This window comes from Levilactobacillus namurensis, from assembly GCF_032197885.1.
GTDB classification, from domain to species: Bacteria; Bacillota; Bacilli; order Lactobacillales; family Lactobacillaceae; genus Levilactobacillus; species Levilactobacillus namurensis_A.
Map to the genome: position 1 here is coordinate 1 of NZ_CP134162.1, position 25,569 is coordinate 25,569.

Genomic DNA, 25,569 nt, shown 5'->3' on the forward strand with positions numbered 1-25,569 from the left:
TGTTGCTAATGGTGCTTTACCTTTTAATGCGTCTTTAAGCGAAGAAGAAAGAGCTAATTTACGCTTTTTAAAGGCGACCGAAGGGACACCAGTCACCGAGTTCAAAGACGCTAAAGAGGTCGCTGATTGGCTCAACGATCCAGATGAGGACTAATGACTTAGTCAGCCTATACGTTAGTTTTGTAGAAACTAACGGTGGCAAGTCTCGGCCAATTTTAATTCGTCGGGTATCAGAACAGACGGTCGAGGCTTTTAAAATTACTAGTCAGTATGAAAAGAAGTCGGCTTATATCAAGCAACAATATTATCCGATTCAAGATTGGCAATCCGCTGGGTTGAAGAAACCTTCCTGGGTCGATCTTGGTAATATTTATCGCTTTCCCAAAGCCGGTTTAAACTTTAAAGAAATCGGTCATTTAAGTAAGCTAGATCAAAATAAAATTTCAGATTTTATGCTTGACCTAAAATCAAAAAGAAGAGGTAAGGGTCAAAAGATAATTCAACAGCGATCAAGTAAAAGGAAGCACAAAGAAAGTAAAGCAGAGCTTACACAAAGAATTCAAAAACAGTTAAAAGACTTTGCTAAACACAATCCAGAAATTAAGCCAAAAAACAATCCTGAAAATAAAAACGATCGGCCTAGTTATTAGGTTGATCGTTTTTTAATTTATCCGGTTTATGGGCGTTAACATAGTCAGCAAATGTTTTTAAAAGTTCTTCGGTTTGTTCGACCGATAGGTTATCAGCTTGAAAGTATTTTTCGAGCAAAGCCCCTTTTTGAATTAATCGGCGAGAACGGGCTTTGCGGGCTTGCCGATTTTCATAGTATTTAGATTGTCGTAATTTAAAATCTTCCCGCTCAATTTTTTGTTTTAAACGCGCTTGCTGCTCGACTAGTTTTTCATATTGATTAGACATGGAATTTCCCCATCTCGTATGGCTAATGATCTACGGACTTTACCTTTAAAAATTCAGAAAATTGCTTGGCTAAAAGCTTAATCTGATCGTTAGACAAATTAGCATAATCTAAATTGGCTTGACTGATGATTTGTTTACCTAGCCGTTGTTCAATCTTATTTTTTTCGTCCTTAATTTTTTGATTAAGGGATTTTAATTTAGCTTCTTGTTTTTCTAAGTTACTTTGAGACATAACGATCCATCCAATCATATTAGAAATAATCACCGAAACTATATCATATAGGAAACGTTAAGTCAAAGTATAAAATTTGAAATAGCGAAGCGGAAGGCATACACTAAATTAAAGTTAAGAGAATCAGAAGACCGAGTGAAACGAGGTCAATGTGCACTTACACCCTTGACACTTGTCAAGGGTAGATTTAATCCCCATTTTGATGGGAATTATTTGTATTAGAAGGCTAACGCCAACTATCAAAAACCTAGAGTTAAATCTTAAGATTAATCAATCACATTACGAAGGATCCAATGACTATAAGCAAGACGAGCACCGGGAGTTATCACCCAGGGGTGATTAATTTCGAAAATTTGAATTTCAGTTGCTAAGTAAAGTGGGGTCTTGCCATGATTAAAAGCAAAAACGGGTTGTGGAAAATCAGGCTTACTAGCAACTTGATGAACACTTTGACGAGAGTTCATCTGCCAACGAATTTTTAAATCTTCACGCGACAATATTTTTGGCAGGTGTGTTTTTTCAATTTGAGCTTGTTGTTGCAACTTTTGTGTAAAGGCTTGTTTAGTCTTGTTTTGATGCCAATCATCAAAAAGATCATACTTGTTTGTTTCAAAATCTAAATCCATAAAACCAGCCTCCTAACCAAAATCAATTTGATCTAGCATCGTTTCGGTACTAGCCTGGTCTAAGCCTAAATAAGCTAAAGTCATCGCCTCACTGGAATGATTGAGCAGATTCATGACTAAGCCAATATTATAATTTGATTGCGTGTAGACGCGATAAGCACCGGTTTTGCGCATCGTATGGGTCCCTAGATAATTAATTCCTAACAGATCGCCAACCTTGCTCATGATTTTGTAGAACTGTTTTTCCGTAATATGGCGTTCTGGGTGTTGAATGGAAGGAAAGAGCCATTCAGAATCCAGCTGATGATCAAGTAGCCATTGACGGTACAATAAGAGCTCTGTTTGAACAGGTTTAAGGTACAAGGTATTAGGTTTACCAGTTTTTCGGTCGTGAATAAACGCATTTTGTTTAATAGAACCGTCCGGATTGAAAATATCGGTTTGTTTTAAGCGCATGACATCACTGACTCGCAACAGTGTCGCTTTGCCAACTTGAAAAACTGTATAGTTACGCCGGCCAGCTTTAAAGTTGTTGAGTAAGGTATCTTGAACCTCTTTGAGAACATTTGAATCTTTGATGGGTAAGACAACTTGTTGCATAGTTTGAGCTCCTTTAAAATTTTTGATTTTTAGTACAAATTAAAGTACAATATTAAGTACAAAGAAAGGGTGGTAAATATGACATTAGCATTAACACAGAGCGATTTTCGCGCTAACTTAAAAAAATATTTAGATCAAGTTAATGACGAAGACGAAACCGTTTATATTGCTCGTTCAAATAGTCGCGCAGTAGCCATCGTTTCACAAGAAAAAATGGACTGGCTAGAAAGAGCATTAAAAGCTAAAGAAGGTTCGTTAGAATATGCAATTGCACATGATCAGTTAATTAAACGCCATGTTTTACCTGACGATGAAATTGTTGAATCAGATGATGGTTATTGGGGTCAGTTTAAATAATGAAAAAACTAAGATTTAAACCACGTGCAACCTTTAATGCTGATCTAAAACGGTTAGCCAGTTTAGACAAATCTATTATTGATGAAGTTCGAGCAGCCATTGACCTGTTGCTTGAGCAGCAACAATTACCACCAGAATTTGAAGATCATGAGCTTAATCGGCGAATGAGCGGGTATAATGAATTTCACTTGCGAGATACCCCGAAAAACAAAACACCAAGCGAAACTAAAGATGTCCTGGTGGTTTATACGATTGATAAAGATGAACTAGTCTTAATTGGAATTCGAGTCGGATCGCATGATCGTTTATTTCCTGGTCAAAATCGTTCCAAAAGGTATCGAAAAAATGACGAATAGGAGAAGTCATTTATACCATATAAAAACAAATAACCCCCAACATCTACATTATAGATATTGGGGGTTATTTTAACAATGATTTTGAGGGGCGATTTGATAGTTATAGGCCCTAACAGGGAAACAAGATTTATTTAAGAACTTTTCTCAAACGTATCATGTCCCTTAAAACAAGACCATTTTCAGTAATTTCTTTATCATAGTGAATTGTAAAGAAATTTTGATCAACACCAACAACGCGGAAATCACATTTTTGATAAAGATAAAGTTGTCCGAAGCTAGTTGTACCAGTTCCAATTTCAAGACACTTGTAATTATTGTTTCGCGCATATTTTTCGGCAAAAGTAAGAAGTTGATGCCCAATTCCTTTGTTTCTTTGTGTTGAAATTACGGCAATGTTCACAACTTCTAGTGTTTCGGGGTGTGTAGGTAAAAGAATCAACACTCCTAATAATTCATTGTTATAGGTTGCCTCAAAACAAAAAGAACGGTTCAAATACTTACTTATTAATTTTTCATTAGGATCTGCTTCAAGTAACATTTTATAATGCTGTTCTGTTAGTTTATTTAGTGTTTCAATATTTAGATTCATCTTTTCTCCTAATGGGAATTTATTGATATTATAGGCCCTAAAATGCAACACATAGTTTTTTATACTAGCTTTTCAATGCCCCTTGTGTTTTTGTATTTTCTTGGCCTGGTGCAATTTATATCTTTTTTCTTGATCCAAGATCTTCTTAGTACGTCTATTATGTTGTTGAGTTACTTTTTGACATTCCAACTGTTTTTGGAGTGTTTGTTGTGCTTTAGTACCGACACCATACTGAATACTCTTTCTAGCTAACCTTTGAAGACGCTTAGGATTGATCTTTCGTTCAGAAACAGACGAAGCACAAACAGTTTGTTTGAAAAAGATAATTCTATTCCAATGATGAATCACCAGATCGTAAATCAAAGTTAATTTAGGTTCTGAAGGGCCTAAGTTAATTTGGCTAACTTCATAAGTGGAATTAAAGCGTCTTTCGAAGATAGCTTTGTAAAACGGTGGTTCATAGATAATTGTTAATGATCCCTTGATAGTAGACATCAAACATCCTCCTTAAAATTAATTAAGAAAGATGGACAACCAAGGAGGCAGGTTACTGATAGCTTCGCTATGTTCGGACTACCAACCGAACTGTGTTTTTACTTTCTGTTTCTAGTTTAACTCAAATATCCCATTCAGAATAGTTTGCTTAAAACTCTGAATGGGATATGTAGATTTATAAACCCTAAAAGTGCTTGCAGGATTGTCACTTGGTAGTTCTCTATTCAGTTATTAACTGTTGGACGGTGTCGGATATATGGATTTGGGTCTTATACTTCTTAAGGTCATGATTGTTAGTCTCTGTATTTCCCTTATGATTTAACAAGGCATCTAGCGCTGCTAAGTTGCTAACATAAGTCTGATTAATGTAGGTGCGAGGAACGATACGCGCAACTTTAACATAACTGCCCTTATGATAAGCCATCACATAAGAATCTTTGACTCCAGGATTAAGCCCCGTCGTTAAGGTTAATTTGGTCCATTCATTACCCATCGTATTATCGGTGAACCAAGCGGTCCAGTAACCATTGGTTGCCTTATTGTTAGGAGAAATTTCCTTTTCACTAGGTAATTTAGTGTACCCGACTTTATAGGATAAAAACGGATCAAAGCGATCAATCGTCCCAATACCTTTATAATATCCCAAACATAAAATACCAATACTAACCAGTGCTAGTGCAATCAAGCCACCTAAACCAAAAGTCCAACGACGATAACGACTTTTAAGCTTAACATCATGATCTATCTGGGTGGCCAAAGAGGGTTCTTTGTCTTCTTTCATTGCAATCTCCTCGTTAAATAGAAGTTTTTCGAGTGAGATGTTAAACAATTGACTCAAAGCATACAGGGTCTCTAAATTTGGCATGTTCTTGCCAGTTTCCCAAGTTGAGACCGTTTGACGGGTCACATGCAATTGTTGAGCTAATGCTTCTTGGGTTAAATTAGATTGCCTGCGCAAGGTCTTGATATCGTCTTTAAAGCTCAAATCTCACTCCTCCTAAATCATAATCAAGGATCTAAGGCAATCCTAGCAAGAATTACTAGCAATAGTCACGCAAATGTTACTTGCAAATAGATATACTGGTTAATCCCCTAATAAATCAAGTGATAATCTTGTTTAGCACAAAAATAAAGCCATTCTTCAGAACGTTATTATGATCTGAAGAATGGCTTTAGAAATATATAAGGTATATTTCAGGTAGCGTCAAGAATCTTGTGTAAATGAAATGCCTTCGTACATATAATATGTATCTAACTTAAATAAATGATGCTTCCAAGGTGTCCTGTAGTCCTTTGAACCCTCGGTGGATCCGCTTCAGAGACTTCTCGTTATAAACATTAAACTGAGAAACCAGGAAGCGATCCAGTGAATCTTCCGTTGGAAATTGTTCTTTGTGGTGGGTGGTGCGCTTGAGATGCTTATTAAAGTTCTCAATCAGGTTAGTGGAGTATAGTGATTGCCGGATAGCTGGTGGAAAGTCCATGAAAGTGAGTAAATTCGGCATTTTAAGCAGATCTTTGATTAATTTGGGATAGGTCTGATGCCAGTTGTTGGCGAACTCATTCAGTTTCAGTTCGGCTGCTTCACGGTTGGCGGCCCGATGAACTTGTTTAAAGTCACTGATCACGGCCTTGCGGTCTTTCACACGAACTTTGTTCATCAAATTACGCCCAACATGAACCAGGCAACGTTGTCGTTTAGCTTTGGGAAAATGCCGATTTAAGCCTTCATCCAAACCAACTAAACCATCGGCCACAAACAACAGCACATCTTTGACACCTTGCTTAATCAGGGTTCCCAGCAGTTCAGTCCAGATTCCAGTCGATTCCGTTGGCGCCACTTGGTAGTTCAGCACTTCTTTCGTACCATCTGGACGAATGCCAATCGCAATATGAACGGCTTCTTTTTGAACGGTATCCCGCTTTAACGGCAAGTAAGTGGCATCTAAGAAGATGGCCGCATATTGTGAAGCCAGTCGCCGTTGCTGGAAAGCTTGAACCTGTTCATTGACGGCTTTAGTCATGTTGGAAACCGTGGCTTTGGAGTAGTGAGCACCGTACATTTTCTCAATGAGTTCGGCAATTTCAGCAGTGGTAATTCCCTTGGTATACAACTGAATGACCGTTGTTTCTAAATTATCACTGTGCCGACCGTAGGCTGGCAAGGTATGATTTTCAAACCGGCCATTGCGATCTCGAGGAATGGTTAAGCTAAGTTGGCCGTACTTCGTATCAAACGAGCGCTCATAACTGCCGTTGCGGTTATTACCAGTGTTAATCCCAGCGTATGAGTAGCGTTCGTAACCCAAAAACTCTGCCAATTCGGTTTGAAGCAGCTGGTTAATCGCAATTTCGAGGTGGTGACGAAAAACTTCGTCCAAATCTTGCTTTTGGGCTAGTGCAGCGATAATTTCTGTGGTAAGTTCATTCATGGGGAATGCCTCCTGTGATGTTTTCTGTGGTTACTAAATATCATAAGGGAAGGCATTCCCTATTTCTATACAATTCAGAAATCTTTTATGCATTTACACAAGATATTTTACGCTCTCAAAACTTTAAGCCGGAACCCTATTTTGAACTAAATGCGGAAATTGTAGCTAATCAGCAAAAATTCGTCGCAAAATTAGACCCCTATCAGCGATTTAAAGACGAAACAGGGCTAATGACATTCATGCAAGCTAAACACGTTCAGAAAGGCTCACAGGGCGGTTTAATCAAGGACGTCCAAAAACAAGCTAAAAAGCGTGCTAGTCCCCAACTATTCTCACTATCCAGTCTGCAAAGTGCCATGAATAAACGTTATCACGCCAGCGCCAGTCAAACCTTAGCGGCCATTCAGAGTTTATACGAAGCCAAGTACCTTAGTTATCCCCGCACCGATTGTGCTTATATCACTGATGAAGAGTTTGAGTACTTAGTGGCTAATCTGACGAAGTATCTGGGTTTAGTCTCTAAGCAAGTCGCTGTAACCAATACAACCCCAAATAAACGTTACGTCAATGGGAAAAAGGTTGAAGAACATTACGCCATTATCATGACTAAAGTTGTGCCGACTAAAGAGAAACTAGCCAGCTTACCTAAATTACAGCAACAAGTCTATGACTTAGTTTTAAAAACGACGTTAGCGATGTTTGCTGACCCGTACGAGTACGAAGAAACCACCATTATCACTCAGGTTGGCGACGCCAATTTTAAAGCAACCGGTAAGGTCCCAACTAAGCAAGGCTGGCAAGCTTTATTTGATGATCACAAAGCCGAGCAGCAAGAAACAGCCACTTTACCACTCGTTCACCAGGGCGACCAGGTTAAAGCAAATCTACAAACGCCGCAAAAAGAAACGACCCCACCAGTACCGTTTACCGAAGGGACATTAATCACAGCCATGAAGACGGCCGGTAAAACGCTTGATGATGAAGAAGCCCAAGCAATTCTCAAAGACGTGCAAGGCATTGGGACAAGTGCGACCCGGGCCAATGTGCTAGAAGTGTTAAAGAAACGCGGCTATCTCGTCACTGAAAAAAATAAGCTGCACGTCAGTGAAGCCGGGATCACATTATGTAAAGCAGTCGAACTCGAACCCTTGCTAACTAGTCCAGAAATGACGGCTAAATGGGAGCAAGCGTTACAGCAAATCAGTACCGAAGAACGCACCCCGGATAATTTTTTGAGCCAAATCAAGAAGTTTGTGGCGAAGTTAATCGCTGATGTTCCCACACAATTAACCGGCAATGCAGCCATTAAACAACAAATCAATCACCAACAGCAAGCGCAGAAAGCCGCCGAGGTGTTTTTAGAAACACCACAAGCAACTGTCATAAATAAACAAAAGTTTTACATTGTGAAACCCAAGCAAGGCGAGGACTTTACCCTACCCAAGAAATGGAGTAGCAAGACGCTCGGGAAGACCGCAATTAAAGCGTTAGTTACCAAGGGTGAAACCAGCAAATTAAAGGGTTTCAAGAGCAAAAAGGGGAAGTCGTTTGACGCCAAGTTAAAGCTTGACGGCCATAAATTAAGTTTTGATTTTGATTAGAACCTGCCTACCGCCCTACACTACGTTCCGGTTGGTGAACCCGTCATTTAGGTTCACTTTTATAAAGCTAAAAGTAAACCTAAACAACGGGTGAGATTAGCAAAGCAAAGGAGATCATAAAATGGATAATAAATTAGCAGTCATTGGGAGTGAATTACCAGTTTTACAGGCTAAAGGAACCTACAAGTATTTAAAAGAAATCACTGGTAACGGAGCCTATTATCAAGTGAGCCTATTATCAAGTGGCTTGGCAAAAATTAGCTGATGGCTACATCGCCCTTTATGGCACGACCCCGATTCAAATCAACGTAGCCCCTATATTGAATGATATTTTTGAAGATGAGGAGGGGTAGACAATGCCGAGTAAAGCAGACGTTAAAGCCTGGAAAGCACAATTAGTCGCCCAAGCCGAACAGCAAATCCTAAAATTAACTGATAGTGACCAATTTAAAAAGTACCTCAATACCCTGGCTAAATTTCATCATTATAGCGCCAGAAACATTGATTTGATTTATGCGCAAAATCCGCAAGCCACTCAAGTCGCCGGTTTTAAGCAATGGCAGAAGGCTTTTAACCGCACCGTCAACCGGGGCGCAAAAGCGATTCGGATTGCGGCTCCGATCATTAGGAAGCTAACACCAGCCGAGCAGAAGCATCTTGATACCACCGATGAGCGCGCCATTGTCGGTTATCGCTATCTCCCCGTCTTTGATGTGGCACAAACTAGCGGTGAACCAGTGTTAAGTGCTAAAGACTTTGTCAAAGAAAATTTGGCCGATCATCAGAATGTGACAAGCTTGTATAACGCATTCAAGGACTATCTAAACCAGCAAACCGACCTTAAAGTCAGTGAAGTGCCTTTAGCGACGCTAAATGGGGCTAAGGGGTATTTTCAACCCAGCACTAATGAAATCGTCATTGGTGGCGATGAGCCCGACAATGCTTTGAAACTAAAGACGTTATACCACGAATATGCGCATAGCCAGCTACACGGCTTAAAATCAGCCTTTAAAGATCGGCCACGAGCCTATCAGGAAACCCAAGCCGAAGCGGTTGCGTATGTTGCCATGCAAAATATTGGCGTTGATACCAGCAACTACTCACTCGGTTACGTGGCCACCTGGGCTAAAGATAAAGCCGTGATCCATAGCGCTTTAAGTGAAATTCAGCAAGTGAGCAACAAAGTGATTGAACTTAGCGATGGCTTAACCAAACAATTAGGCTTACAAGAAGCCCCAAAAGAGCCCGAGCATGATCTAAAAAAGCTATCAGCCCATGATCTTAATAAGTCCTATCAAGGCTTGCAACAACAAGTTCAGCAAGCAAGAAACCCACAACAAAAATCAGAACTAAAAAATAAACTAAATGATATACACCATGAAATCAGTAATCGGACACAAAAACAGCTACAAGCATTTGCTGAACAGAATCCGGAAATCAAACAACCCGAATCCGAACCCGATCAAAGTCTAAAACGTTAGCCAGTTTTTAAAGGGCATGCTATAATGGAAACAGAAAAGGAAGCCCCGCCGAAAACAGGACTTCCCACGCAAGCCGCTTCAAAGGCGGTGGCATAATTACAAAACTATATTAATGTCGTCCCGTAACTCGCCAAAGTTATAATCGGGGCGGCTTTTTTATTTGTGGTGTTTGTCGATATAGCTGAGTAGCGCGATTAAAAACGTGCCAAACAGCAACATCAACGAGAGTGTCTGGAAGACGCTCATTGACTGTGAAACCTTCCTGAAGATTATTCCATGCTCCCATGGGCCTCACCTCGCAAGGGAAAAGACAGCCACCGCCCTTAAAACTTCCTGCGTAATTCATTATACAGGTGAATTAAGTGTTGACCAAGCACAATAAAAATTAAGTCATGGGGTTTCATAGGATCCTAAATTTGATCAAATTAAGAATCAGCAAAACATCTTTTGTAGATACCCTTTTTTTAGTTCCTGGAGTTTTTCAAGCTTACCCTGATGAAGGGTAATAGTGTCATCAAGTTGTTTGAAGAAGGTACCGATTTTTTGTTGTTCATCTAAGTTAGGAACTAAAACTGATTGCTTCAAAAAATCCTTAGAGACCAAATTATTCATCATAGTCGCTTTTGTAGTAGACATTCTCAATTTTTGTCCCATAATATCTTCATAATGAATAAAATATTTCCAATAGTTCAAGTCATACTCCGATATAGGCCTAAAAACATCAAAAACATGAGAAACAATTCCGTCACCTATGGTATTTTCAACGAAGCGTCCATAAGCGAAGTTCTTGCTTTTATGGCCTTCAAAAGCAATATCACCTAGACGGAAAATGTTATACGTCTCCATATATTTTTCATCTGACTTCGAATCATTAGGTTTATAATACATATTTGCTACCGAAATTATTCGGTCTGATTCAAAAGATAAATCATTTTTTTCAATGACCTTCTTATACAAAGTCTTAAACGAACGCTGTTCCCAAGCGTCAGCAAACCCTGCAAATCTTAATTGCGGGAACTTGCTGCCATTTTTGGGGAACAATTTCTGTAAATAGCCCTGTTTAAGTTCCTTAAGCTTAGCTAACTTACGCTGATGAAGGGTGATGAGGTGGTCAAGTTGCTGGAAAAAGGTGCCGATTTTTTGTTGTTCTTCAAAATTCGGAATATAACTTTTAATCAAAGATAAAGTTGGAAATTGTACTCTTTGTTTTTCAATTAATGATCCAGTAGCATATAACTTATATTGTTTAATAGCATTAGCTGACTTCAACCATGTTTTAAAATAGTTATTACTAAAATATGCATTCATGTTCATAGTAATGTAATACCCTGATACAGCTACACTTTTACCAGTTTTATTAAATCCAACAGCACCAATAGTTAAATTCATGGGATTATATACTATATCTCCATCGTGAACTACTTTAAATTTATCATTTTTCTTAACTAGTGCTTCTCTGTTATATCTTTCAGTCTTAGAAGCTGTCCAAGATCTATGATTTTTGATATACTTCTATGTAAAAAGCGAGTTTAAGCTATGAAAAATTATCCCAGCAATATTACTCGGCAACAATTTGAATTAATTCGACCAGCTTTAGAAAATTTTCGTAAGCGAACTAAGCCTCGAAAATATGACCTCTACGAGGTCTTCTGTGCGGTCCTATATGTCTTGAAAACCGGTTGCCAATGGCGTAATAACTGTGAGCGTAAGCTCAACACTAGTCTCATGATGGTGTTTCATTAGTCTTTATCAGGCTACTTCTTAAAAGATGCTAAACAGCTTCTAAATGACCGTCAAAGGTTAAGCCAGTTAAAACTAGTGTTGCATTTCTTATGAAACCGGCTAATATTAATGCTTGTTCAAATTAAATTTATATTCTTGGAGGATTGTCGCAATGGACAAGAAGCTGGAAAAGATTTCTTTTGCGGGGGCACTTGTTGCTTTAGGAATTGTGTACGGTGATATTGGCACTTCACCATTGTATGTTATGAATGCATTGATTGGTGACGCCGGTAAAATGGGAAATATTTCTCCCGATTACGTGATTGGATCGATCTCGTTGATTTTTTGGACATTAATGATCATTACAACGTTGAAGTATGTTGTCATTGCAATGCAAGCCGATAATAAGCGTGAGGGCGGAATTTTTGCTTTATATGCATTGGTTCGAAAAAATTCAAAATGGTTAATTTGGCCAGCCTTGATTGGTGGGGCGGCTATTTTGGCCGATGGAACATTAACTCCTGCAGTAACTGTGACTTCAGCCATTGAGGGATTAAAAAAACAACACCTTGGTCCTGTGGTGTTTAGTAATTCTCAACATAACGTCTTGATTATCACAACAGTTGTTTTACTCGTATTATTTATAATTCAACGTTTTGGAACAGGTGTGATTGGGAAATCCTTTGGACCAGTGATGATTTTTTGGTTTGGCTTTTTGGCTGTCTTTGGAATCGTTAATCTAATCAATTATCCAATGATATTGAAGGCTATTTCTCCCTATTATGCAATTAAGATACTCTTCAGTCCAGTTAATAAAGTTGGCATCTTTATTCTTGGGAGTGTTTTCCTGGCAACGACTGGTGCTGAGGCACTGTACTCTGACATGGGCCACGTTGGCCGAAAGAATATTTACGCAACTTGGCCATTGGTTTATGGGGCTTTATTTTTAAACTATTTAGGCCAAGGTGCCTGGGTGATTAATCACGCTCAGGATGACGCTTTTAAACGGATGTCTGATATTAATCCATTTTATGAAATGTTACCTGGTCACTGGCGATTATTTGGATTTGTCGTGGCAACTTTGGCTGCAATTATTGCTTCCCAAGCCCTGATTACCGGATCATACACGCTGGTTGATGAAGCGATTGGGCTTAAATTTTTGCCACGGTTGGTTGTCAAGCATCCCAGCAATGTCAAAAATCAAATCTATATTGCCGATGTCAATTGGATCTTATGTGCGGTCACGTTGGGCGTTGTCTGGTACTTTCAAAGTTCGCAACACATGGAAGCAGCTTATGGATTAGCGATCACGGTAACGATGTTGATGACAACCGTCCTTTTATCCGAGTTCTTGACGACCAAATTGAACCGGCCGCTGGCACTAACCATTGCCACCTTCTTTGGTGCCATCGAGACAATTTTTCTAGTTGCCAGTTTGGTGAAGTTTATTCACGGCGGTTATTTAACCCTTTTGATTATGTTGGCAATCTTATATGTGATGTGGGTTTGGTACTTTGGCAATAAGCGTCGCGAACACTATGAGCGGGCAAGTGAGTACGTGTCATTATTGGACTATCGCGATCAACTCGCGGAACTGAGTGCTGATGAGCAGATCCCGTTGTTTACAACCAATCTGGTTTATATGACTAAGATTAAGGGTAACTATCACATCAAACGCAACACAATGTATTCAATTTTGGATAAAGATCCCAAGCGGGCCAAAGTCTATTGGTTTGTAACGGTTAACGAAACCAACGTGCCATACGAAAGTAACTATACGGTTGATATGCTGGGCACTAAGAACATTGTCAATGTGCAGCTTTATCTGGGCTTTCGAAAAGAGCAGAGCGTTGGTGTTTATTTGCATCAAATTGTGGATAATCTTGTTGAACAAGGGGTACTTGAACCGCAAGTGCCAAAATACTCAACCATGAAGAATCGAAAAGTGGGTGGGTTTAAGTTTGTTATTATTAACGAACAGCCGGCTGACCTGGTCGTGAGTGATCAATTAAAAGCCCTCGACAAACGACTAATTGGTGGGCGGATTTATCTGCAGAACATCACGGCTTCACCTGTCAAATGGTACGGCCTTGAATTTAGTAACGTTGTCGAAGAATCAACACCGCTGTTTATTGCCAGGCGTAAGGATGAGTATTTGGTCCAGCGGGGCATTATTCATGCGGTTGGAGACCGACAGAGCAAACATCATGAACTTTAATTAAATAATTTGATTATTGGAAGTCAGCTTCTTAATAAGTCCTACCAAAGATTGCAACAACAAGTTCATCAAATGACTAATCCACAACAAAAAACACAATTTAAAAACCAGTTACATGAGATACATGAAGAAATCAGTGAGCGAACGCAAAAGCAGTTACAAGCATTTGCTGAACAAAGCCCCAAAATAAAGAAATCAGAAGTGACAAACAATTTACGGATAAGAAGGTGAGAGAATCATAAATAACCAGTTATTTGAAACAACTAAAGAAGAATTATACCACCGGCCTAAACAGTTAATTGATTTGAATCAATGGCTCCTTGTAACCATTAATACAGCTAAATCGATGATCGATAATACAGATAAATCCCAGTTGATTTATTTAAATCACTTTGTTAAATGTGGTACAACTAGAGATGTTCAGCAAATGTTTGACGAAATACAGGGGAAGTTTGGAAATATAAATTTTTCCCAACGCCATAACCCTAGGTACCTATATCTATGTTCTTTAGTAGCAAATTTTCCACTAATGCAACTTTCAGTTGAAAATTGGCGGTTAATTAAAAATTTTATTTATGTTGATGATTATTTTTTATATGAAATATGAAAAAAAGTGAAGTATTAAATAAAGCGCTAAGAAAAGACGGAGAGCTAATTTTTATAGTTTCTCCGTCTTTTTGTCTGCCACATTGCGAATTTCTTGTAGTGGAATCAAACGATCAGCGTCAATCACAATATCATTGGCATTGTAACCATGGATCAAGGTGATGATATCTGGCAAATGGTGGTTGTTTTGGTCAACCATTTTTAGTTGAATGGTCACTGGTTGCTGACGCTGGTATGCGTCTGCCAGCATTTGGGTAATCACTACTAAGGATTGCTGCGGTTGTTTGATGTATACTTCGTTCAACTGCTGCTTTTGTTGATTTAAAGCTGCAGTATGGTCGGATAAATAGAACCCCTGCCATTTCACCATGCCCCGGTCGTGATAAACATGTTCAAAAATATGCTTAACTGTGTCTAGGTCAAAGTCTTGATTATTCAAGTGGCACCCGCTTTCGTTGAATCAGCTTTTGGCTTGTTGGCCAACGTTCTCCGGTAAAGCCCACAAATTCAATCGTTAGTTTAATCGTTTGTCGTAGCTGTTTTAACAATCTTTCTAAATCAACCAAATCATAGTTAGTTAATTTATGTAAAGGTACTGACTTTAGCCGTTCATTGACGCGCTGACTGTTAAAAAAGACGTTATAGGTCTGATCATAAGTATCATTAGCGATCATTAGCCAATATCGCGTTCGTGACTGGCGTTTAAACAAGCTGATTAGGCGAGACGTGATGAGTTCTAGGTCTTTATTCATAACTGTTCCCTCCATTATGGCCGCCTACCAGTGAGGCTCGTTCAATAGCAGTGCCGCCCTTTAATAAACTGGTAGCATAAACTAGTTTGGTAAAGCCAAAACGACGGTGAATTTCATCAATAACCTGGTTTAGCTGGCTATGGCGAATTTGGGTACTTGATGTTTCAAACAAATTAAGTTGTTGTCCGGTAGCAGAACTTAATTTACTGCTATAAACCCCAATATTCCGGACAGCTTGACCGTCCCAATTCTGACGGAATAACCACAATAATTGTTGCGTTAAAGCTTGATTATCATTAGTCGGCTCAATTTTTAAAGCCTGGTTAAAGCCGCCGCGGTCATCAGCTTCGGCTGCTGCATAGGAAAACCCAATGCTTAGCGATAGGCACCCCGCCATTTTATGGTGGTGGCGGAGCCGAGCCGCAACCTGCTCACCAATCTCTTTAATGACGGTTTCAATTTCCGATTGTGTTAAGTAATCATGTGGTAAAACTTGCGAATTACCGAGGCTGGCGTCCTTAGTTTTAACAATTTCAGTTAACTGTGACCGATCAATCCCCCAGGCCGTCGCAAATAATTGACTACCAATCACCCCGAGATTTTGTTTAATTAAATACGGGTTAGCGTGCGCCAACTCATACATGTTATGAATTTGCAGGCGGTTCAAGCGTTTAGCCATACGGGGACCAATCCCCCAAACGTCTGTCAACTCATCAATTGACCAAATCATATCTGGCACAGTTTCATAATGGATTTCACCAATCAAATCATGGTTGTGTTTAGCATAATTATCTAAAGCTAATTTAGCTTGAAGCGGATTGTCACCAATCCCTACAGTGGTGTATAAACCGAGTTTTTGGCGGATCGTCGTTTGAATTAACCGTGCTACTTCACGAACTGAATTGCCAAATAGACGCCACGAATGGGTCATATCCAAAATGCTTTCATCAATTGAATAGGGCCAAACTTCTTTTTCAGCCGCAAACTGATGAAAAACTTGATTAATCTGCAAATTACGTTGAATATAAAGGTTCATGCGGGGTGGCACAACCCACAGCCGCGGGTCATTGGGTAAGTCACGTTTGCGGGAGACATTGGCTTTGATATGAAATAAATGTTTAGCTTCGGGTGACGTGGCTAAAATTAGTCCTCCATTGGTATTTTCAGCTTCACTAAGAACAACTAGCGGAACTTTTAATGGATTAAGCCCCCGGGCAACGGCTTCACAACTCGCATAAAAGGACTTGTTATCAATTAAGAAGAACACGCCATGCGGTTCATCATCAAAAAACATTTTGATCACTTCCGTTAACTTTTATCTGTATTTTAGCACAAAAGCAAACATGTGTTCCCTCAAACTGCTAGAAATCTGATTAAAAATAGTCGAAAGTCAGTTATAGTCATGCTATAATGAACACAGAAAAAGAAAGCCCCGCGTGAACAGGACTTCCCATGTAGAGCCGTTTAAGACGGTGGCATAATTTAACGTTATTAAATAACCGCTAGCTTGCCAGAGCTAAGGCGGTTATTTTTTTTGCTGACTTTTAATCAGCTCAACAATTAATGCGAGTAAGGCTACGATAAACGTACCGAAAGCCAGCATTAATTGTAAAGCGTCCGCAACGGACACTTAGGCTACTCCTTTCGTTAGGATTTATGGGCTTTAAAGGTTTAACACCATAAGCACCACCTCCGATCGGAAATAGCCGCCGCCTTAACTTCTCTACAAAATACTATTATACAGGCAGACTAGTAGCTTATCCACGTCTAAAATCAAAGAACTGGCGAGATTGCTATATTATTAATGTAAGACAGATAAAGGTGATAAAGGACAGTGATAATACGAACTAAAATCCAAGTAGTGGTTACTGATAAAAATAACAAGATAAGAAGGGACTAAACTATGAGTGATACAACAGAAGCTATAGAGCAAGTTACAAGTTTGAGTGATTATATTAACAAAGTGGGAAAGCTTCATTTGACCCAAGAGAGAAAACGGAAACAGCTTAATTCAGAAAAACAAATGAACATTTATTATAGAGGTCAAAACCAGGATTTTCCTAATACCCTTCCTAGCCTAATTCGTAACGAAAATTATTTGAAGAATGAAGATAAGCTAATAAATGACTTCATCACTAAATATCCAGAATTATTTGGTAACTGCCAAAATAATTTTGATCGCTTGGCATTAATGCAACATCATCAACTACCCACCCGATTATTAGATTTAACAAGTAATCCCTTAGTAGCTTTATATTTCGCTGTGGAGAGAAGCAATGGGAGTACTAATAAAGATACTGACTTAATAGATGGGAAAATTTTCCCATTTACAAATTTTTACGATCCAGTTCCATTGTGTCAGTCATTAACTGATGATCACTTTGAGAATATATTCTCAGAATTTACTTCAATAAAGGGAAATAACCGTCAATTTCTAAAGTCTCCATTTAGTGATGAAATTGAAATTGAATCATCATTAGCTAGGCTAAACGGTGATGATAGAAACCTTGTGTTGAATGAAGTTAACGATTTTTACAAAACCTTAAATAGCGTTGACGCAAAACTTCAAACATATTGGTCCAATCTATATGCCGATATAGTAAACAGTTCTGAAAACCCACGTGATCAAGACAATCTTTTAGAAACTTATGAATTTTTAAACAAAATGTCATCAACTAAACGGTTGTATCATGAGATAAAAAAGGACATCGGAGACTTTGAAGCAAAAATAAATCCTTTAGAATTGTTTGTCCCCAAGATAGTTACCCCAAGAATTATTGATCAACGTATTAAGAATCAACGAGGCTTATTCATGTTTGTTCCCTTTGTTTATAATTATGGCTTTGAAGAAAGCGAGAAAAAAGTGGCTCTTAATTCCGATGAAATCCAAAATCGGACTCAAACTAGAATAAACATATTAAGACTTCTTTCTAATTCCGGGGATCCACAACCAATGACCTTTGTTATACCCCATTGCAAAAAGGCTTCAATAAGGTTCGAGCTAGAAAACGTGGGGATAACAGAAAGCTTCATTTATCCAGATCCATCACATATTGCACATGAAATTTCAAAGTATTATTAAATCTAAATTGCTACAGCAAGATTCAGTAGATGGATTAATTTACGGCCACTAGGGTATACCCTAGTGGTCTTTTTTATTTCTGTGCTATACTAGGAATCACAGATGTTCATTAGAACTGTCCAAAAGGGGACTTGGAAATGGCTAAAATTGGTTACGCACGCGTGAGTTCCAAGGAACAGCATTTAGATCGACAGTTAGCAGCTTTAAAAGAGGTCGATAAACTATTTACAGATAAGTTAAGTGGGGCTAACACCAAGCGACCTGAACTGCAAAAAATGCTGGCCTATATCCGTGAAGGCGATATTGTCCTGGTTACTGAATTAGACCGCTTGGGCCGAAACAACCAGGACTTAACTAAGATTATGAACACCATTCAGAACAAAGGTGCCACCCTAGATGTGTTGAATTTGCCGTCCATGACGGGAATTGCTGATCCTAACTTACGTCAACTGATGACTAACCTCATCATTGAACTGTATAAGTATCAGGCCGAAAGTGAACGGAAGCGGATTATTGAGCGCCAGCAACAAGGGATTGCTTTGGCCAAACAGCAAGGTAAATATCATGGTCGCAAACCTCAATATGCACAAGATGATCCCCGCCTACAACATGCGTTTAAACTTTATCAAACCGGTATGAGTGACATTGATGTGGCCCGAAATACGGGTATTAAACGAACTACCTTTATTAGATATCGTAAAAAATACAAAATTAAATGAAATAATTAACAAAAAATGGGCTAACAGCATGCTCGGTTATTTGCCTAAGTGTATAATTTTTTGCGGTAAGTTAAATAATTAATTAAAAAAGCTCAAATCCTTTGAAATTGGACTTGAGCTCAAACAAAAAGACCAGTAGTCTGATGTTAACGAAAAAAACACATTAGAAGCTGGTCTTTTATGTTTATGCTAAGCGCATCAGTTGTATTCTCAACCGTCGGCGTTAAAAATAAGAAGTGCACAGTCTTCTGTTGCTTAACTGCTTTTTCCAAAATTTGAGTTAACTGATTAGGCTGCTTCATTGCCCGCCGCCACATACATAATGATCGCAGACGAGGAGGGCAAAACAAAGTCTGCACTAATTTCTTATGAGCTTGTCCATCTTTTACAAAACACAAAATTTCTCCACATTCTTTAACTCGATGAGCCTTATACAGCGCAACGTCTACCTTTATTCACTACCGAAAAAAGTTTGGAATTCAAAGAGAATCCTTTGAGCTAAAGAAGGTATCAATTTTGAAATCATTCAAAGCCGAGTGTCACGCTTTATAATTTTTTCATATAAATATATTAATTGCAAGAATTCATGTTATCGTCATTCTTATGAAGAGTATTTACCTTAACAAAAGCAAGCACAAATATACTTTAAGACAAAAATCACAAATTAATTTTTTATCTTGTCCATTAATAATTGGATTTCAGATACCAACCTCATGCCAATTAATGAACAGGATAATCATTGTACGCGGAAAGGCGCAATGGGACGCCGTCCGGAAAACAGGTATTAAACGGACTACCTTTATTCGATGTACAACGATGATGCTTAAATGAGATAATAATGTAGATCCAGTCTGGTAAGTGTAAAATATGCTATAAAAGCACGGGTTGAAAACGATGATAGAAAAAGGGGAATGTGTTCATGTCTGTAGATTCTTGGTTTAAAAATTATGTTTCAGAAAACATAAATATAGATAGTAAAAAAAGCGCAAGGGCAAGAACTAGTAGAAATTGGTTAACTTCAAATATTAAAGATCTTAGTCAAAAAAACGAGGAAAACCTTGAATTATACTCGGACTCAGAATTTGCACTAAAAATGGGATCATTTGCTCGAAAGACACAGATTAGACCTCTTGACGATGTTGACCAAATGATTATCTTTTCGGCAAAGGGGAGCACCGCTAATTTAGATACGCCTCAATGGAATCAGGTGTTTGTAAATGTTCCAGATAGCGCTCCAGAATTAAAGAAAATGGATGGAGAAAATGGGCTTAGTTCTATAAAAGTCTTGAATTATCTTAAACAGCTATTGAATGGAATATCGCAATATCAGTCGGCAGATATTAAAAGGAGTCAGCAAGCACTTAGACTAGAATTATCAAGCTACGACTGGGGATTCGATATAGTCCCTGGATTTAGAACTGTTGATGATGAGCAGGGGTATTACTACTACATCATTCCAAATGGGAACGGCACTTGGGAAAAAACAGATCCGCGAATAGATCGTCAAAATTTAACAGAATATCAAAAAGAAACCCCAATTGATCTAAGAGAAGTAGTGCGCATTATCAAATATTGGAGAAAGGCTCATAACGCAGTATGTAAGCTTAATTCTTATGCACTAGAGACCACGGTTCTTGACTTTATAGATACTAATCCAATATATTCCAACTCTCGAGAATTTATAGAAAATTTTCTTCTTTATCTTTCAAAAGCAGTTTTAGGTTCTGTTCAAGATAGAAAGGGCATTCAAGGAGATCTTAATTCTTTGGATTATATAGATCGTTTAGAAATTCAGGAAAAAGCGATATACTACCATGACATGATAAAAGAAGCTAATAATTACGAATCTGAATCCATGAGTGAGCAAGCAATAAAATCTTGGACAAATTTTTTTGGAGACTGATCGATGAAGATAAGATTCGATATAGCTAAGCAAAACACGCCTGAAGCAATTCAATTATTGTCTGCACAAAGACATTTATATTCTCAAGCAAAATTTATAGAATTTTTTAGCTTTTTGTCAACATTAGCTCCAATTATTCTTGTACTTTTTATTAAAAATAGAATTTGTATTCAGTTCATTACAATCATCATCACTGTGGTTTCTCTCCTACTAACTCAGTGGTCAAAAGATAAAATAAAAAACGCTACAAGAATTCAAGAAAAGTTTGACACTCTTATATTTGGACTAAATTGGAATAAAATATTAGTTGGCAGAGAACCGAGCCCAGAGATTATTAATAAGTTCTCACAAAATAAAAATCAAGGTGAGTTAAAAGATTGGTATCCTAATCCGAATTTAGATTCAGCTAAATTAAATATAATTATTTGTCAAAGGAGTAATGTAATCTGGAATATACAGCTTCATAAAATATGTAGCAATGTTATAGGTGGATTACTTTGCATGTTTCTTCTGCTTATTATCGCTGGCATTACTTTTAAAGATTATATGTGGGGACATGTTATGGATGCTGCTATCGTTACTACAATTCCAATTGTTATCAAATTTATAAACTATTGGATCACTTTTAAAGCTTTACTAGATGCAGAAACTCAACTAATTAACCAGATAGATGATATTATTCACTCTATAGATAAAAATAGATATTCAATTTCTGTTAAAGATTTAAGGTCTATTCAAGATTTTATATTTGTTAATATTAGATCTGCAACTATTTTAGTTCCAAATTGGCTTTACTTTGTTACCAAGAAAAGCCATGAAGAAGCAATGAAATCTTCTACTAAAAGTATTGCTGATAATTTAAAAAGACATTCGAAACATTAGGATTATGGTGTAATAACATGTGCTGGATCTTGTTAAAATAATCTTATAAATTGTCGTCTAACCACTTATTGACACTATGTTGAAGGTTATTTTATTAATGCTTCTAGTTCGACCATAACGGACGATGATAGTTAATTGAAAGTTACGGGTTAGCCACTACTAAAAAAGATAGCCTTTCTTGGTGTAAAGCGAACTCCCTGAGTTGTAGTAAATCTAAACTCAGGGAGTTTTGCTATTCTTTCAGCTAAAATAAAACAACAAGTATTAAGTGAATATTTCCAGTGAACTTCATCCATGTTACTTATGAAAAAGTATGGAATTAACGTACGCAGCAAAGACGTTTTAAAGAGCAGGTTAAAAGCAAGAGTTCCAAGCATCTATATGTGTGCTTATAAATATAAAGTATACGTATAAATTGAAAATGTGATTATTACATGCTATTATACTTACAAATGTGTTTATTAAACACGCTTAGTATGCATAAGGAGGAACACTAATGGAAATTATCACATTTTCAGCTATAAAGGGCGGCGTTGGTAAAACTACCCTAGCTTTTAATTATGGTGAATGGTTAGCCAAAAATGGCAAGCATGTTTTATTTATTGACTTAGACCACCAAAGTAATTTAACCCAGACTTACAACATTTACGACAATCAAGACACCGTTGGCAACATTTTCTTAGATCGAGGGAAAGTCAAAATACATGAAATAAGTGCTTGTATTAGTCTAATTGCCGGAGATATGCACCTTGACGATATTGAGCGTACCATTGAAAATAAGACTAACAAAAACATGTTCCTCTACATGTGGTTGTCAGATAATTATGAACGTTTAAATTTAGGAAAATTTGAGTATATCATTTTAGATTGCCACCCAGATTTTTCTACTGCTACCAAAAATGCAGTCATCATCAGTAATGCTATTCTTAGTCCAATCACGCCCAGTGAACACGGGTATAATGCAAAATTTAACCTAGAAGAAAGAATTAACGAGTTACGCAAAGAAGCCATTGATTACTCTACTAGAAAATCTTATGTCACGACCAAATTATTTTTTATCGCCAACATGATTAAACACAACACAAGATCATCTCGCGAGTTATTAAAAGCCTTAAAAGGCGATCCCAGTGTATTGGCTACAGTTCCAGAAAAGGAGCTATTCAATCGTTCAACGTTGGATAAGAAATCTCTTTCAAAAATGGCTGAAGACCACAAAACATATATTGATCAACATGAATTTTTTGATAGTATGGACAAAACATTTAATGAAATCACGGAAAAATTATAAATATTTCGTACACGTATTAATCACATGTATACTCAATACGTGCGCATGTGAATTATAAAGGAGGACTACCTATGGCATTCGATCCAGAGAACAAAAACATAAAAAAAGCACTACAAAAAAATGAAACAGAACAGCCAACTGATACTAAAGATAAACTTGTTATTCCTGTTTTTAAAGATGAAGAGGAACGTACCAAGAACTATACCTTTTCACTTCAACCTAGCGCACGCAAAAGACTTGACGGTCTGGCCAAAGAACATAATTTTAAGTCTGCCTCCAAATTTTTAAATGAGCTCATAAAAAATATGTGATGTCACTTTAAGGGGGGGAGTTGTTATGGGAATTCCAATAAGTGTTATATTTTTGTTTACCAGCCTTATTGTCTTTTGGATAATCCCAGCCATTGGAATTGCAAAAAATCACCTGGTAGATGACCGCTTTTTTATTCGACAGTGGTTATTTCCAATGCAGTATTGGTTACAGCTATTATTTGAAAGAATCAGCGGTAACCGTCGTATTGTCGTAAGAATTTTACAGATAATGTCTCTGTTTATCACGTATTTTTGCGGGTTACTTATGCTCCTCGTGTTTAGTGCTTTTGATATTAATACAGCCAAGCATTTTAGTGTTTTTATATTATTTGAATATTTACTGGTATCTTCTATCGCCTACTGGTTTCAACCAAAAGCTGGCAAAATATACAAGACCAAATAAAGTTGCCGCTAGGTAAGCGCTATGCTAGACTAAGATTAATTTAACAACCGAATAAAGAGATCAAGCTAAACAGAAAAATCCCCGATTCACGAGGAATCAGGGATTTTGGGTTTAGCAAGTAGCTGCTAGAAAGCTACTTAGATTCAGTCGATTTTCACCGGCAAGTTAAAATCGACTGAACATTGTTCTTAATTTGTAGGTTAATTATACCGCAAACCAGTCCCCAAGGACAAGTGAAGGATAGTTAAAAACAAATTGAAGTCAATGGACTAAGTAGCTAACCGAAGCTATTTAGTCCATTTTTTGTTGTTAGAAATTAAAAAAGTTGCCGAATGGGCAACCAAGAATAGACACATGCTGATGAATTACAAAGCCCTCACCGCTAAATGAATGCTTTGTAATTCAGTTAGAGCATATCAGATTTGTATTTTAAAGCAAATCAAATGTTTTAGCAACTCTCTTTTGAGACAGCGTGTGTCAGTCGAGAAAGGGAGTTTTTATAATGGATCAAACAAATTTCAAGTTTTATCAAGCTGATAACGTTTATGGGGCCTTGTTCTTCCAGTTTCCAAAAGTATTGATGTATAGCCAGCAATATCGAGGATTAAGTGATGCCGCTAAGCTAGCTTACATGGTACTAAAAGACCGGCTAGAGTATTCTTTACGCAATCACTGGATTGATGAGGAAGGGCACGTCTACTTTATTTTTACCAATCAAGAACTTAAAGATTTATTCGACTGCTCAAATGATAAGTTAGCAGCCGTTAAAAAAGACTTGGAACGTGCAGGACTACTTTATCAAAAAGCCATGCATTTCAATCCCAAAACTGGCAAAAACGAACCCAATCGACTTTACCTGGCCGAACTAGATATGCAGTCAACTGACGTCTATTTACGCGGTGAATATGCTCAAAAAGAGCCGCAAACCCTTGCTACGAGCGAAAATCCGAAAATCGGACGTTCGCGGGAGACCGTTGGAACCCTTGCTACGAGCGAAAATCCGAAAATCGGACGTTCGCGAAAGTTCGTTGACGACACCCCGCAAACCCTTGCTACGAGCGAAAATCCGAAAATCGGACACGATCTATATAAAGACTCTAAAAACATAGATACTAATAGATACAATATAGATACTCAAAAGTTGGACTTTTCCACAGCCCAATTCTCACCAGCAGAACTAGAAAAGCAAAACAAGGATTTGGTGAACCATGCTAATGACTTCTTAACTGATGAAGACAGTGGCTTACCGGTTTTCTTAGAACCCGAAGCCGTGCAATTACTAAGTTTCTGGTGCCGCACTCCGCAACAAATGCGGCGCTTCATTGGCATTATCTTAAATGCTAAGTACCGAGTTGAAAAAGATCATCAAGATATTGGGGTTCTAATCCCGCTTGACGACGAAGAACTAAAACCTTTGATGACTAAAGCCCTGAGACGCTACTTTAACGCCCTAAGAAGCAATGAGAAGCATATCAAGAACGTGGAGAACTACTTATACGGCACCATGCAAAACCTATTTGCGATTTGGTGGAACCAACAAGCGGCTAAAGAATATGCGGCCAAACACCCCGAAGAAGAAAAGTCGGCCGACAACGATAACAGTGGGTTGTACTACTAGTCCTAAAAGGCTACAAAATCCTTTCTAAGCGGTTTTAAGACTTACTAGCCTATTTATACTTAAGTTAGATTTAAATGGCTTAAACAGAAGAACAGGGGCTTTTAAATAAGTGTCAGAGCTAACTAGCTCAAAAGTTCAGCCTTTAGATCAATGCCAACCTCAAGTGGTCTGAGGCCAGGGTTTTATCCGTTGATCAGATACTCAAAAGGTAGTATAATGGTAGTAGCAAATGAAAGGAGATGAGACAATCATGGCAGTTAAGGAAAAGAAACGGGTCCAAGTCAAGATTGATAAAGATTTGGCCGATGATACCGAAGCAGTTTTAAGCGAATTGGGCTTAAATCCAACCACGGCCATTAACATGTTTTACAAGCGGAT

29 protein-coding genes and 5 pseudogenes are annotated in these 25,569 nt (G+C 38.0%); 19 read left to right on the plus strand and 15 right to left on the minus strand.

Annotation, left to right across the window (positions count from 1 at the left end; all coding sequences use genetic code 11):
- Both RIN67_RS13135 and RIN67_RS13140 read left to right on the plus strand, forming a co-directional pair.
- Nucleotides 1–154, plus strand: a pseudogene (locus RIN67_RS13135) (type II toxin-antitoxin system RelB/DinJ family antitoxin); the annotation flags it as partial.
- Nucleotides 144–650 carry a hypothetical protein gene (locus RIN67_RS13140; protein WP_085001135.1) on the plus strand — a complete coding sequence of 169 codons (507 nt, stop codon included), beginning with the start codon at nucleotides 144–146 and terminating at the stop codon, nucleotides 648–650. The pseudogene RIN67_RS13135 and the gene RIN67_RS13140, both read left to right, overlap by 11 nt.
- Here RIN67_RS13140 and RIN67_RS13145 read toward each other — a convergent pair.
- The 4 genes from RIN67_RS13145 to RIN67_RS13160 all read right to left on the minus strand — a co-directional run bounded on the left by RIN67_RS13145 (nucleotide 640) and on the right by RIN67_RS13160 (nucleotide 2,376).
- On the minus strand, nucleotides 640–918 hold the full coding sequence (locus RIN67_RS13145) for a hypothetical protein (protein WP_003603789.1): 279 nt from the start codon (nucleotides 916–918) through the stop codon (nucleotides 640–642). The genes RIN67_RS13140 and RIN67_RS13145 overlap by 11 nt on opposite strands.
- Nucleotides 919–940: 22 nt before the next feature.
- A complete protein-coding gene (locus RIN67_RS13150) occupies nucleotides 941–1,150 on the minus strand; it encodes a hypothetical protein (protein ID WP_003606247.1) in 210 nt (69 codons plus the stop codon).
- A gap of 266 nt (nucleotides 1,151–1,416) precedes the next feature.
- Entirely contained in the window at nucleotides 1,417–1,776 is a 360-nt protein-coding gene (locus RIN67_RS13155) for a hypothetical protein (RefSeq protein ID WP_313826273.1), read from the minus strand.
- Between the two features lie 12 nt (nucleotides 1,777–1,788).
- Nucleotides 1,789–2,376, minus strand: coding sequence for a site-specific integrase (locus tag RIN67_RS13160; RefSeq protein ID WP_056979562.1), 588 nt, complete (start codon nucleotides 2,374–2,376; stop codon nucleotides 1,789–1,791).
- Nucleotides 2,377–2,454: 78 nt separating this feature from the next.
- On the opposite strand from RIN67_RS13160, the gene RIN67_RS13165 reads away from it, so the two are divergent.
- A complete protein-coding gene (locus RIN67_RS13165) occupies nucleotides 2,455–2,733 on the plus strand; it encodes a type II toxin-antitoxin system Phd/YefM family antitoxin (RefSeq protein ID WP_313826272.1) in 279 nt (92 codons plus the stop codon).
- Complete coding sequence (locus tag RIN67_RS13170; protein ID WP_313826271.1) at nucleotides 2,733–3,089, plus strand: type II toxin-antitoxin system YafQ family toxin; 357 nt, start codon at nucleotides 2,733–2,735, stop codon at nucleotides 3,087–3,089. The genes RIN67_RS13165 and RIN67_RS13170 overlap by 1 nt, the downstream gene beginning before the upstream one ends.
- A gap of 127 nt (nucleotides 3,090–3,216) precedes the next feature.
- On the opposite strand, the gene RIN67_RS13175 is transcribed toward RIN67_RS13170, so the two are convergent.
- The 4 genes from RIN67_RS13175 to RIN67_RS13190 all read right to left on the minus strand — a co-directional run bounded on the left by RIN67_RS13175 (nucleotide 3,217) and on the right by RIN67_RS13190 (nucleotide 6,605).
- The gene (locus tag RIN67_RS13175; RefSeq protein ID WP_313826270.1) at nucleotides 3,217–3,678 is read right to left on the minus strand and encodes a GNAT family N-acetyltransferase; all 462 of its coding nucleotides are present in this window, start codon (nucleotides 3,676–3,678) and stop codon (nucleotides 3,217–3,219) included.
- 72 nt (nucleotides 3,679–3,750) lie between these two features.
- Nucleotides 3,751–4,173 (minus strand): YjdF family protein, encoded by a 423-nt coding sequence (locus RIN67_RS13180; protein ID WP_313826269.1) that lies wholly within the window; start codon nucleotides 4,171–4,173, stop codon nucleotides 3,751–3,753.
- 220 nt (nucleotides 4,174–4,393) lie between these two features.
- A complete protein-coding gene (locus tag RIN67_RS13185) occupies nucleotides 4,394–5,158 on the minus strand; it encodes a helix-turn-helix transcriptional regulator (protein ID WP_313826268.1) in 765 nt (254 codons plus the stop codon).
- Nucleotides 5,159–5,429: 271 nt separating this feature from the next.
- Nucleotides 5,430–6,605, minus strand: coding sequence for an IS256 family transposase (locus RIN67_RS13190; RefSeq protein ID WP_313825919.1), 1,176 nt, complete (start codon nucleotides 6,603–6,605; stop codon nucleotides 5,430–5,432).
- A gap of 5 nt (nucleotides 6,606–6,610) precedes the next feature.
- On the opposite strand from RIN67_RS13190, the gene RIN67_RS13195 reads away from it, so the two are divergent.
- From RIN67_RS13195 to RIN67_RS13205, 3 genes and pseudogenes are all read left to right on the plus strand, one after another.
- Nucleotides 6,611–8,206, plus strand: coding sequence for a type IA DNA topoisomerase (locus tag RIN67_RS13195; RefSeq protein ID WP_390894613.1), 1,596 nt, complete (start codon nucleotides 6,611–6,613; stop codon nucleotides 8,204–8,206).
- A 121-nt stretch (nucleotides 8,207–8,327) separates the two neighbouring features.
- Nucleotides 8,328–8,559, plus strand: a pseudogene (locus RIN67_RS13200) (hypothetical protein).
- Nucleotides 8,560–8,562: 3 nt separating this feature from the next.
- Nucleotides 8,563–9,687 carry an ArdC-like ssDNA-binding domain-containing protein gene (locus tag RIN67_RS13205; RefSeq protein WP_313826262.1) on the plus strand — a complete coding sequence of 375 codons (1,125 nt, stop codon included), beginning with the start codon at nucleotides 8,563–8,565 and terminating at the stop codon, nucleotides 9,685–9,687.
- 156 nt (nucleotides 9,688–9,843) lie between these two features.
- Here RIN67_RS13205 and RIN67_RS13210 read toward each other — a convergent pair whose 3' ends face one another.
- Nucleotides 9,844–9,933 (minus strand): putative holin-like toxin, encoded by a 90-nt coding sequence (locus RIN67_RS13210; RefSeq protein WP_021353390.1) that lies wholly within the window; start codon nucleotides 9,931–9,933, stop codon nucleotides 9,844–9,846.
- Nucleotides 9,934–10,119: 186 nt separating this feature from the next.
- Entirely contained in the window at nucleotides 10,120–11,076 is a 957-nt protein-coding gene (locus RIN67_RS13215) for a restriction endonuclease subunit S (protein ID WP_390894614.1), read from the minus strand.
- 147 nt (nucleotides 11,077–11,223) lie between these two features.
- Between RIN67_RS13215 and RIN67_RS13220 the strand changes: the two are divergent.
- From RIN67_RS13220 to RIN67_RS13230, 3 genes and pseudogenes are all read left to right on the plus strand, one after another.
- Nucleotides 11,224–11,379: pseudogene (locus RIN67_RS13220) on the plus strand (transposase); the annotation flags it as partial.
- Nucleotides 11,380–11,581: 202 nt separating this feature from the next.
- Nucleotides 11,582–13,627 carry a KUP/HAK/KT family potassium transporter gene (locus RIN67_RS13225; RefSeq protein ID WP_313826263.1) on the plus strand — a complete coding sequence of 682 codons (2,046 nt, stop codon included), beginning with the start codon at nucleotides 11,582–11,584 and terminating at the stop codon, nucleotides 13,625–13,627.
- A 30-nt stretch (nucleotides 13,628–13,657) separates the two neighbouring features.
- Nucleotides 13,658–13,858, plus strand: a pseudogene (locus RIN67_RS13230) (hypothetical protein); the annotation flags it as partial.
- A gap of 427 nt (nucleotides 13,859–14,285) precedes the next feature.
- Here RIN67_RS13230 and RIN67_RS13235 read toward each other — a convergent pair.
- From RIN67_RS13235 to RIN67_RS13250, 4 genes are all read right to left on the minus strand, one after another.
- On the minus strand, nucleotides 14,286–14,672 hold the full coding sequence (locus tag RIN67_RS13235; RefSeq protein WP_168850553.1) for a hypothetical protein: 387 nt from the start codon (nucleotides 14,670–14,672) through the stop codon (nucleotides 14,286–14,288).
- A complete protein-coding gene (locus tag RIN67_RS13240) occupies nucleotides 14,665–14,985 on the minus strand; it encodes an acetyl-CoA carboxylase (protein WP_168850554.1) in 321 nt (106 codons plus the stop codon). The genes RIN67_RS13235 and RIN67_RS13240 overlap by 8 nt, the downstream gene beginning before the upstream one ends.
- Complete coding sequence (locus RIN67_RS13245; protein WP_313826264.1) at nucleotides 14,978–16,279, minus strand: Y-family DNA polymerase; 1,302 nt, start codon at nucleotides 16,277–16,279, stop codon at nucleotides 14,978–14,980. The genes RIN67_RS13240 and RIN67_RS13245 overlap by 8 nt, the downstream gene beginning before the upstream one ends.
- Before the next feature lie 231 nt (nucleotides 16,280–16,510).
- Nucleotides 16,511–16,588: a putative holin-like toxin gene (locus tag RIN67_RS13250; protein ID WP_211089110.1), complete on the minus strand. Its 78-nt coding sequence runs from the start codon at nucleotides 16,586–16,588 to the stop codon at nucleotides 16,511–16,513.
- Nucleotides 16,589–16,888: 300 nt separating this feature from the next.
- Here RIN67_RS13250 and RIN67_RS13255 point away from each other — a divergent pair, with 300 nt between their 5' ends.
- Nucleotides 16,889–18,067, plus strand: coding sequence for an FRG domain-containing protein (locus tag RIN67_RS13255; RefSeq protein WP_168850556.1), 1,179 nt, complete (start codon nucleotides 16,889–16,891; stop codon nucleotides 18,065–18,067).
- A 137-nt stretch (nucleotides 18,068–18,204) separates the two neighbouring features.
- Complete coding sequence (locus RIN67_RS13260; RefSeq protein WP_064620570.1) at nucleotides 18,205–18,786, plus strand: recombinase family protein; 582 nt, start codon at nucleotides 18,205–18,207, stop codon at nucleotides 18,784–18,786.
- Nucleotides 18,787–18,932: 146 nt separating this feature from the next.
- Here RIN67_RS13260 and RIN67_RS13265 read toward each other — a convergent pair whose 3' ends face one another.
- On the minus strand, nucleotides 18,933–19,145 hold the full coding sequence (locus tag RIN67_RS13265; RefSeq protein WP_179193449.1) for a protein rep: 213 nt from the start codon (nucleotides 19,143–19,145) through the stop codon (nucleotides 18,933–18,935).
- Between the two features lie 560 nt (nucleotides 19,146–19,705).
- Between RIN67_RS13265 and RIN67_RS13270 the strand changes: the two genes are divergently transcribed.
- From RIN67_RS13270 to RIN67_RS13300, 7 genes and pseudogenes are all read left to right on the plus strand, one after another.
- A complete protein-coding gene (locus tag RIN67_RS13270) occupies nucleotides 19,706–20,689 on the plus strand; it encodes a hypothetical protein (protein WP_087128712.1) in 984 nt (327 codons plus the stop codon).
- A 3-nt stretch (nucleotides 20,690–20,692) separates the two neighbouring features.
- Nucleotides 20,693–21,571: an S-4TM family putative pore-forming effector gene (locus RIN67_RS13275; protein ID WP_179193448.1), complete on the plus strand. Its 879-nt coding sequence runs from the start codon at nucleotides 20,693–20,695 to the stop codon at nucleotides 21,569–21,571.
- Between the two features lie 496 nt (nucleotides 21,572–22,067).
- Entirely contained in the window at nucleotides 22,068–22,859 is a 792-nt protein-coding gene (locus RIN67_RS13280; RefSeq protein WP_065463689.1) for a ParA family protein, read from the plus strand.
- 71 nt (nucleotides 22,860–22,930) lie between these two features.
- Complete coding sequence (locus RIN67_RS13285; protein ID WP_010011603.1) at nucleotides 22,931–23,170, plus strand: hypothetical protein; 240 nt, start codon at nucleotides 22,931–22,933, stop codon at nucleotides 23,168–23,170.
- 25 nt (nucleotides 23,171–23,195) lie between these two features.
- Complete coding sequence (locus RIN67_RS13290; protein WP_010492166.1) at nucleotides 23,196–23,573, plus strand: hypothetical protein; 378 nt, start codon at nucleotides 23,196–23,198, stop codon at nucleotides 23,571–23,573.
- A gap of 502 nt (nucleotides 23,574–24,075) precedes the next feature.
- Entirely contained in the window at nucleotides 24,076–25,191 is a 1,116-nt protein-coding gene (locus RIN67_RS13295) for a replication initiator protein A (protein WP_313826274.1), read from the plus strand.
- 250 nt (nucleotides 25,192–25,441) lie between these two features.
- Nucleotides 25,442–25,569 (plus strand): annotated as a pseudogene (locus tag RIN67_RS13300) (type II toxin-antitoxin system RelB/DinJ family antitoxin); the annotation flags it as partial.

Bases quoted from the DNA above. Each gene is read 5' to 3' on its own strand.
- RIN67_RS13140 (WP_085001135.1), top strand. From the start codon at position 144: ATGAGGACTAATGACTTAGTCAGCCTATACGTTAGTTTTGTAGAAACT.
- RIN67_RS13145 (WP_003603789.1), bottom strand. From the start codon at position 918: ATGTCTAATCAATATGAAAAACTAGTCGAGCAGCAAGCGCGTTTAAAA.
- RIN67_RS13150 (WP_003606247.1), bottom strand. From the start codon at position 1,150: ATGTCTCAAAGTAACTTAGAAAAACAAGAAGCTAAATTAAAATCCCTT.
- RIN67_RS13155 (WP_313826273.1), bottom strand. From the start codon at position 1,776: ATGGATTTAGATTTTGAAACAAACAAGTATGATCTTTTTGATGATTGG.
- RIN67_RS13160 (WP_056979562.1), bottom strand. From the start codon at position 2,376: ATGCAACAAGTTGTCTTACCCATCAAAGATTCAAATGTTCTCAAAGAG.
- RIN67_RS13165 (WP_313826272.1), top strand. From the start codon at position 2,455: ATGACATTAGCATTAACACAGAGCGATTTTCGCGCTAACTTAAAAAAA.
- RIN67_RS13170 (WP_313826271.1), top strand. From the start codon at position 2,733: ATGAAAAAACTAAGATTTAAACCACGTGCAACCTTTAATGCTGATCTA.
- RIN67_RS13175 (WP_313826270.1), bottom strand. From the start codon at position 3,678: ATGAATCTAAATATTGAAACACTAAATAAACTAACAGAACAGCATTAT.
- RIN67_RS13180 (WP_313826269.1), bottom strand. From the start codon at position 4,173: ATGTCTACTATCAAGGGATCATTAACAATTATCTATGAACCACCGTTT.
- RIN67_RS13190 (WP_313825919.1), bottom strand. From the start codon at position 6,605: ATGAATGAACTTACCACAGAAATTATCGCTGCACTAGCCCAAAAGCAA.
- RIN67_RS13195 (WP_390894613.1), top strand. From the start codon at position 6,611: ATGCCTCCTGTGATGTTTTCTGTGGTTACTAAATATCATAAGGGAAGG.
- RIN67_RS13205 (WP_313826262.1), top strand. From the start codon at position 8,563: ATGCCGAGTAAAGCAGACGTTAAAGCCTGGAAAGCACAATTAGTCGCC.
- RIN67_RS13210 (WP_021353390.1), bottom strand. From the start codon at position 9,933: ATGAGCGTCTTCCAGACACTCTCGTTGATGTTGCTGTTTGGCACGTTT.
- RIN67_RS13215 (WP_390894614.1), bottom strand. From the start codon at position 11,076: ATGAATTTAACTATTGGTGCTGTTGGATTTAATAAAACTGGTAAAAGT.
- RIN67_RS13225 (WP_313826263.1), top strand. From the start codon at position 11,582: ATGGACAAGAAGCTGGAAAAGATTTCTTTTGCGGGGGCACTTGTTGCT.
- RIN67_RS13240 (WP_168850554.1), bottom strand. From the start codon at position 14,985: ATGAATAAAGACCTAGAACTCATCACGTCTCGCCTAATCAGCTTGTTT.
- RIN67_RS13245 (WP_313826264.1), bottom strand. From the start codon at position 16,279: ATGTTTTTTGATGATGAACCGCATGGCGTGTTCTTCTTAATTGATAAC.
- RIN67_RS13250 (WP_211089110.1), bottom strand. From the start codon at position 16,588: ATGCTGGCTTTCGGTACGTTTATCGTAGCCTTACTCGCATTAATTGTT.
- RIN67_RS13255 (WP_168850556.1), top strand. From the start codon at position 16,889: ATGAGTGATACAACAGAAGCTATAGAGCAAGTTACAAGTTTGAGTGAT.
- RIN67_RS13260 (WP_064620570.1), top strand. From the start codon at position 18,205: ATGGCTAAAATTGGTTACGCACGCGTGAGTTCCAAGGAACAGCATTTA.
- RIN67_RS13270 (WP_087128712.1), top strand. From the start codon at position 19,706: ATGTCTGTAGATTCTTGGTTTAAAAATTATGTTTCAGAAAACATAAAT.
- RIN67_RS13275 (WP_179193448.1), top strand. From the start codon at position 20,693: ATGAAGATAAGATTCGATATAGCTAAGCAAAACACGCCTGAAGCAATT.
- RIN67_RS13280 (WP_065463689.1), top strand. From the start codon at position 22,068: ATGGAAATTATCACATTTTCAGCTATAAAGGGCGGCGTTGGTAAAACT.
- RIN67_RS13285 (WP_010011603.1), top strand. From the start codon at position 22,931: ATGGCATTCGATCCAGAGAACAAAAACATAAAAAAAGCACTACAAAAA.
- RIN67_RS13290 (WP_010492166.1), top strand. From the start codon at position 23,196: ATGGGAATTCCAATAAGTGTTATATTTTTGTTTACCAGCCTTATTGTC.
- RIN67_RS13295 (WP_313826274.1), top strand. From the start codon at position 24,076: ATGGATCAAACAAATTTCAAGTTTTATCAAGCTGATAACGTTTATGGG.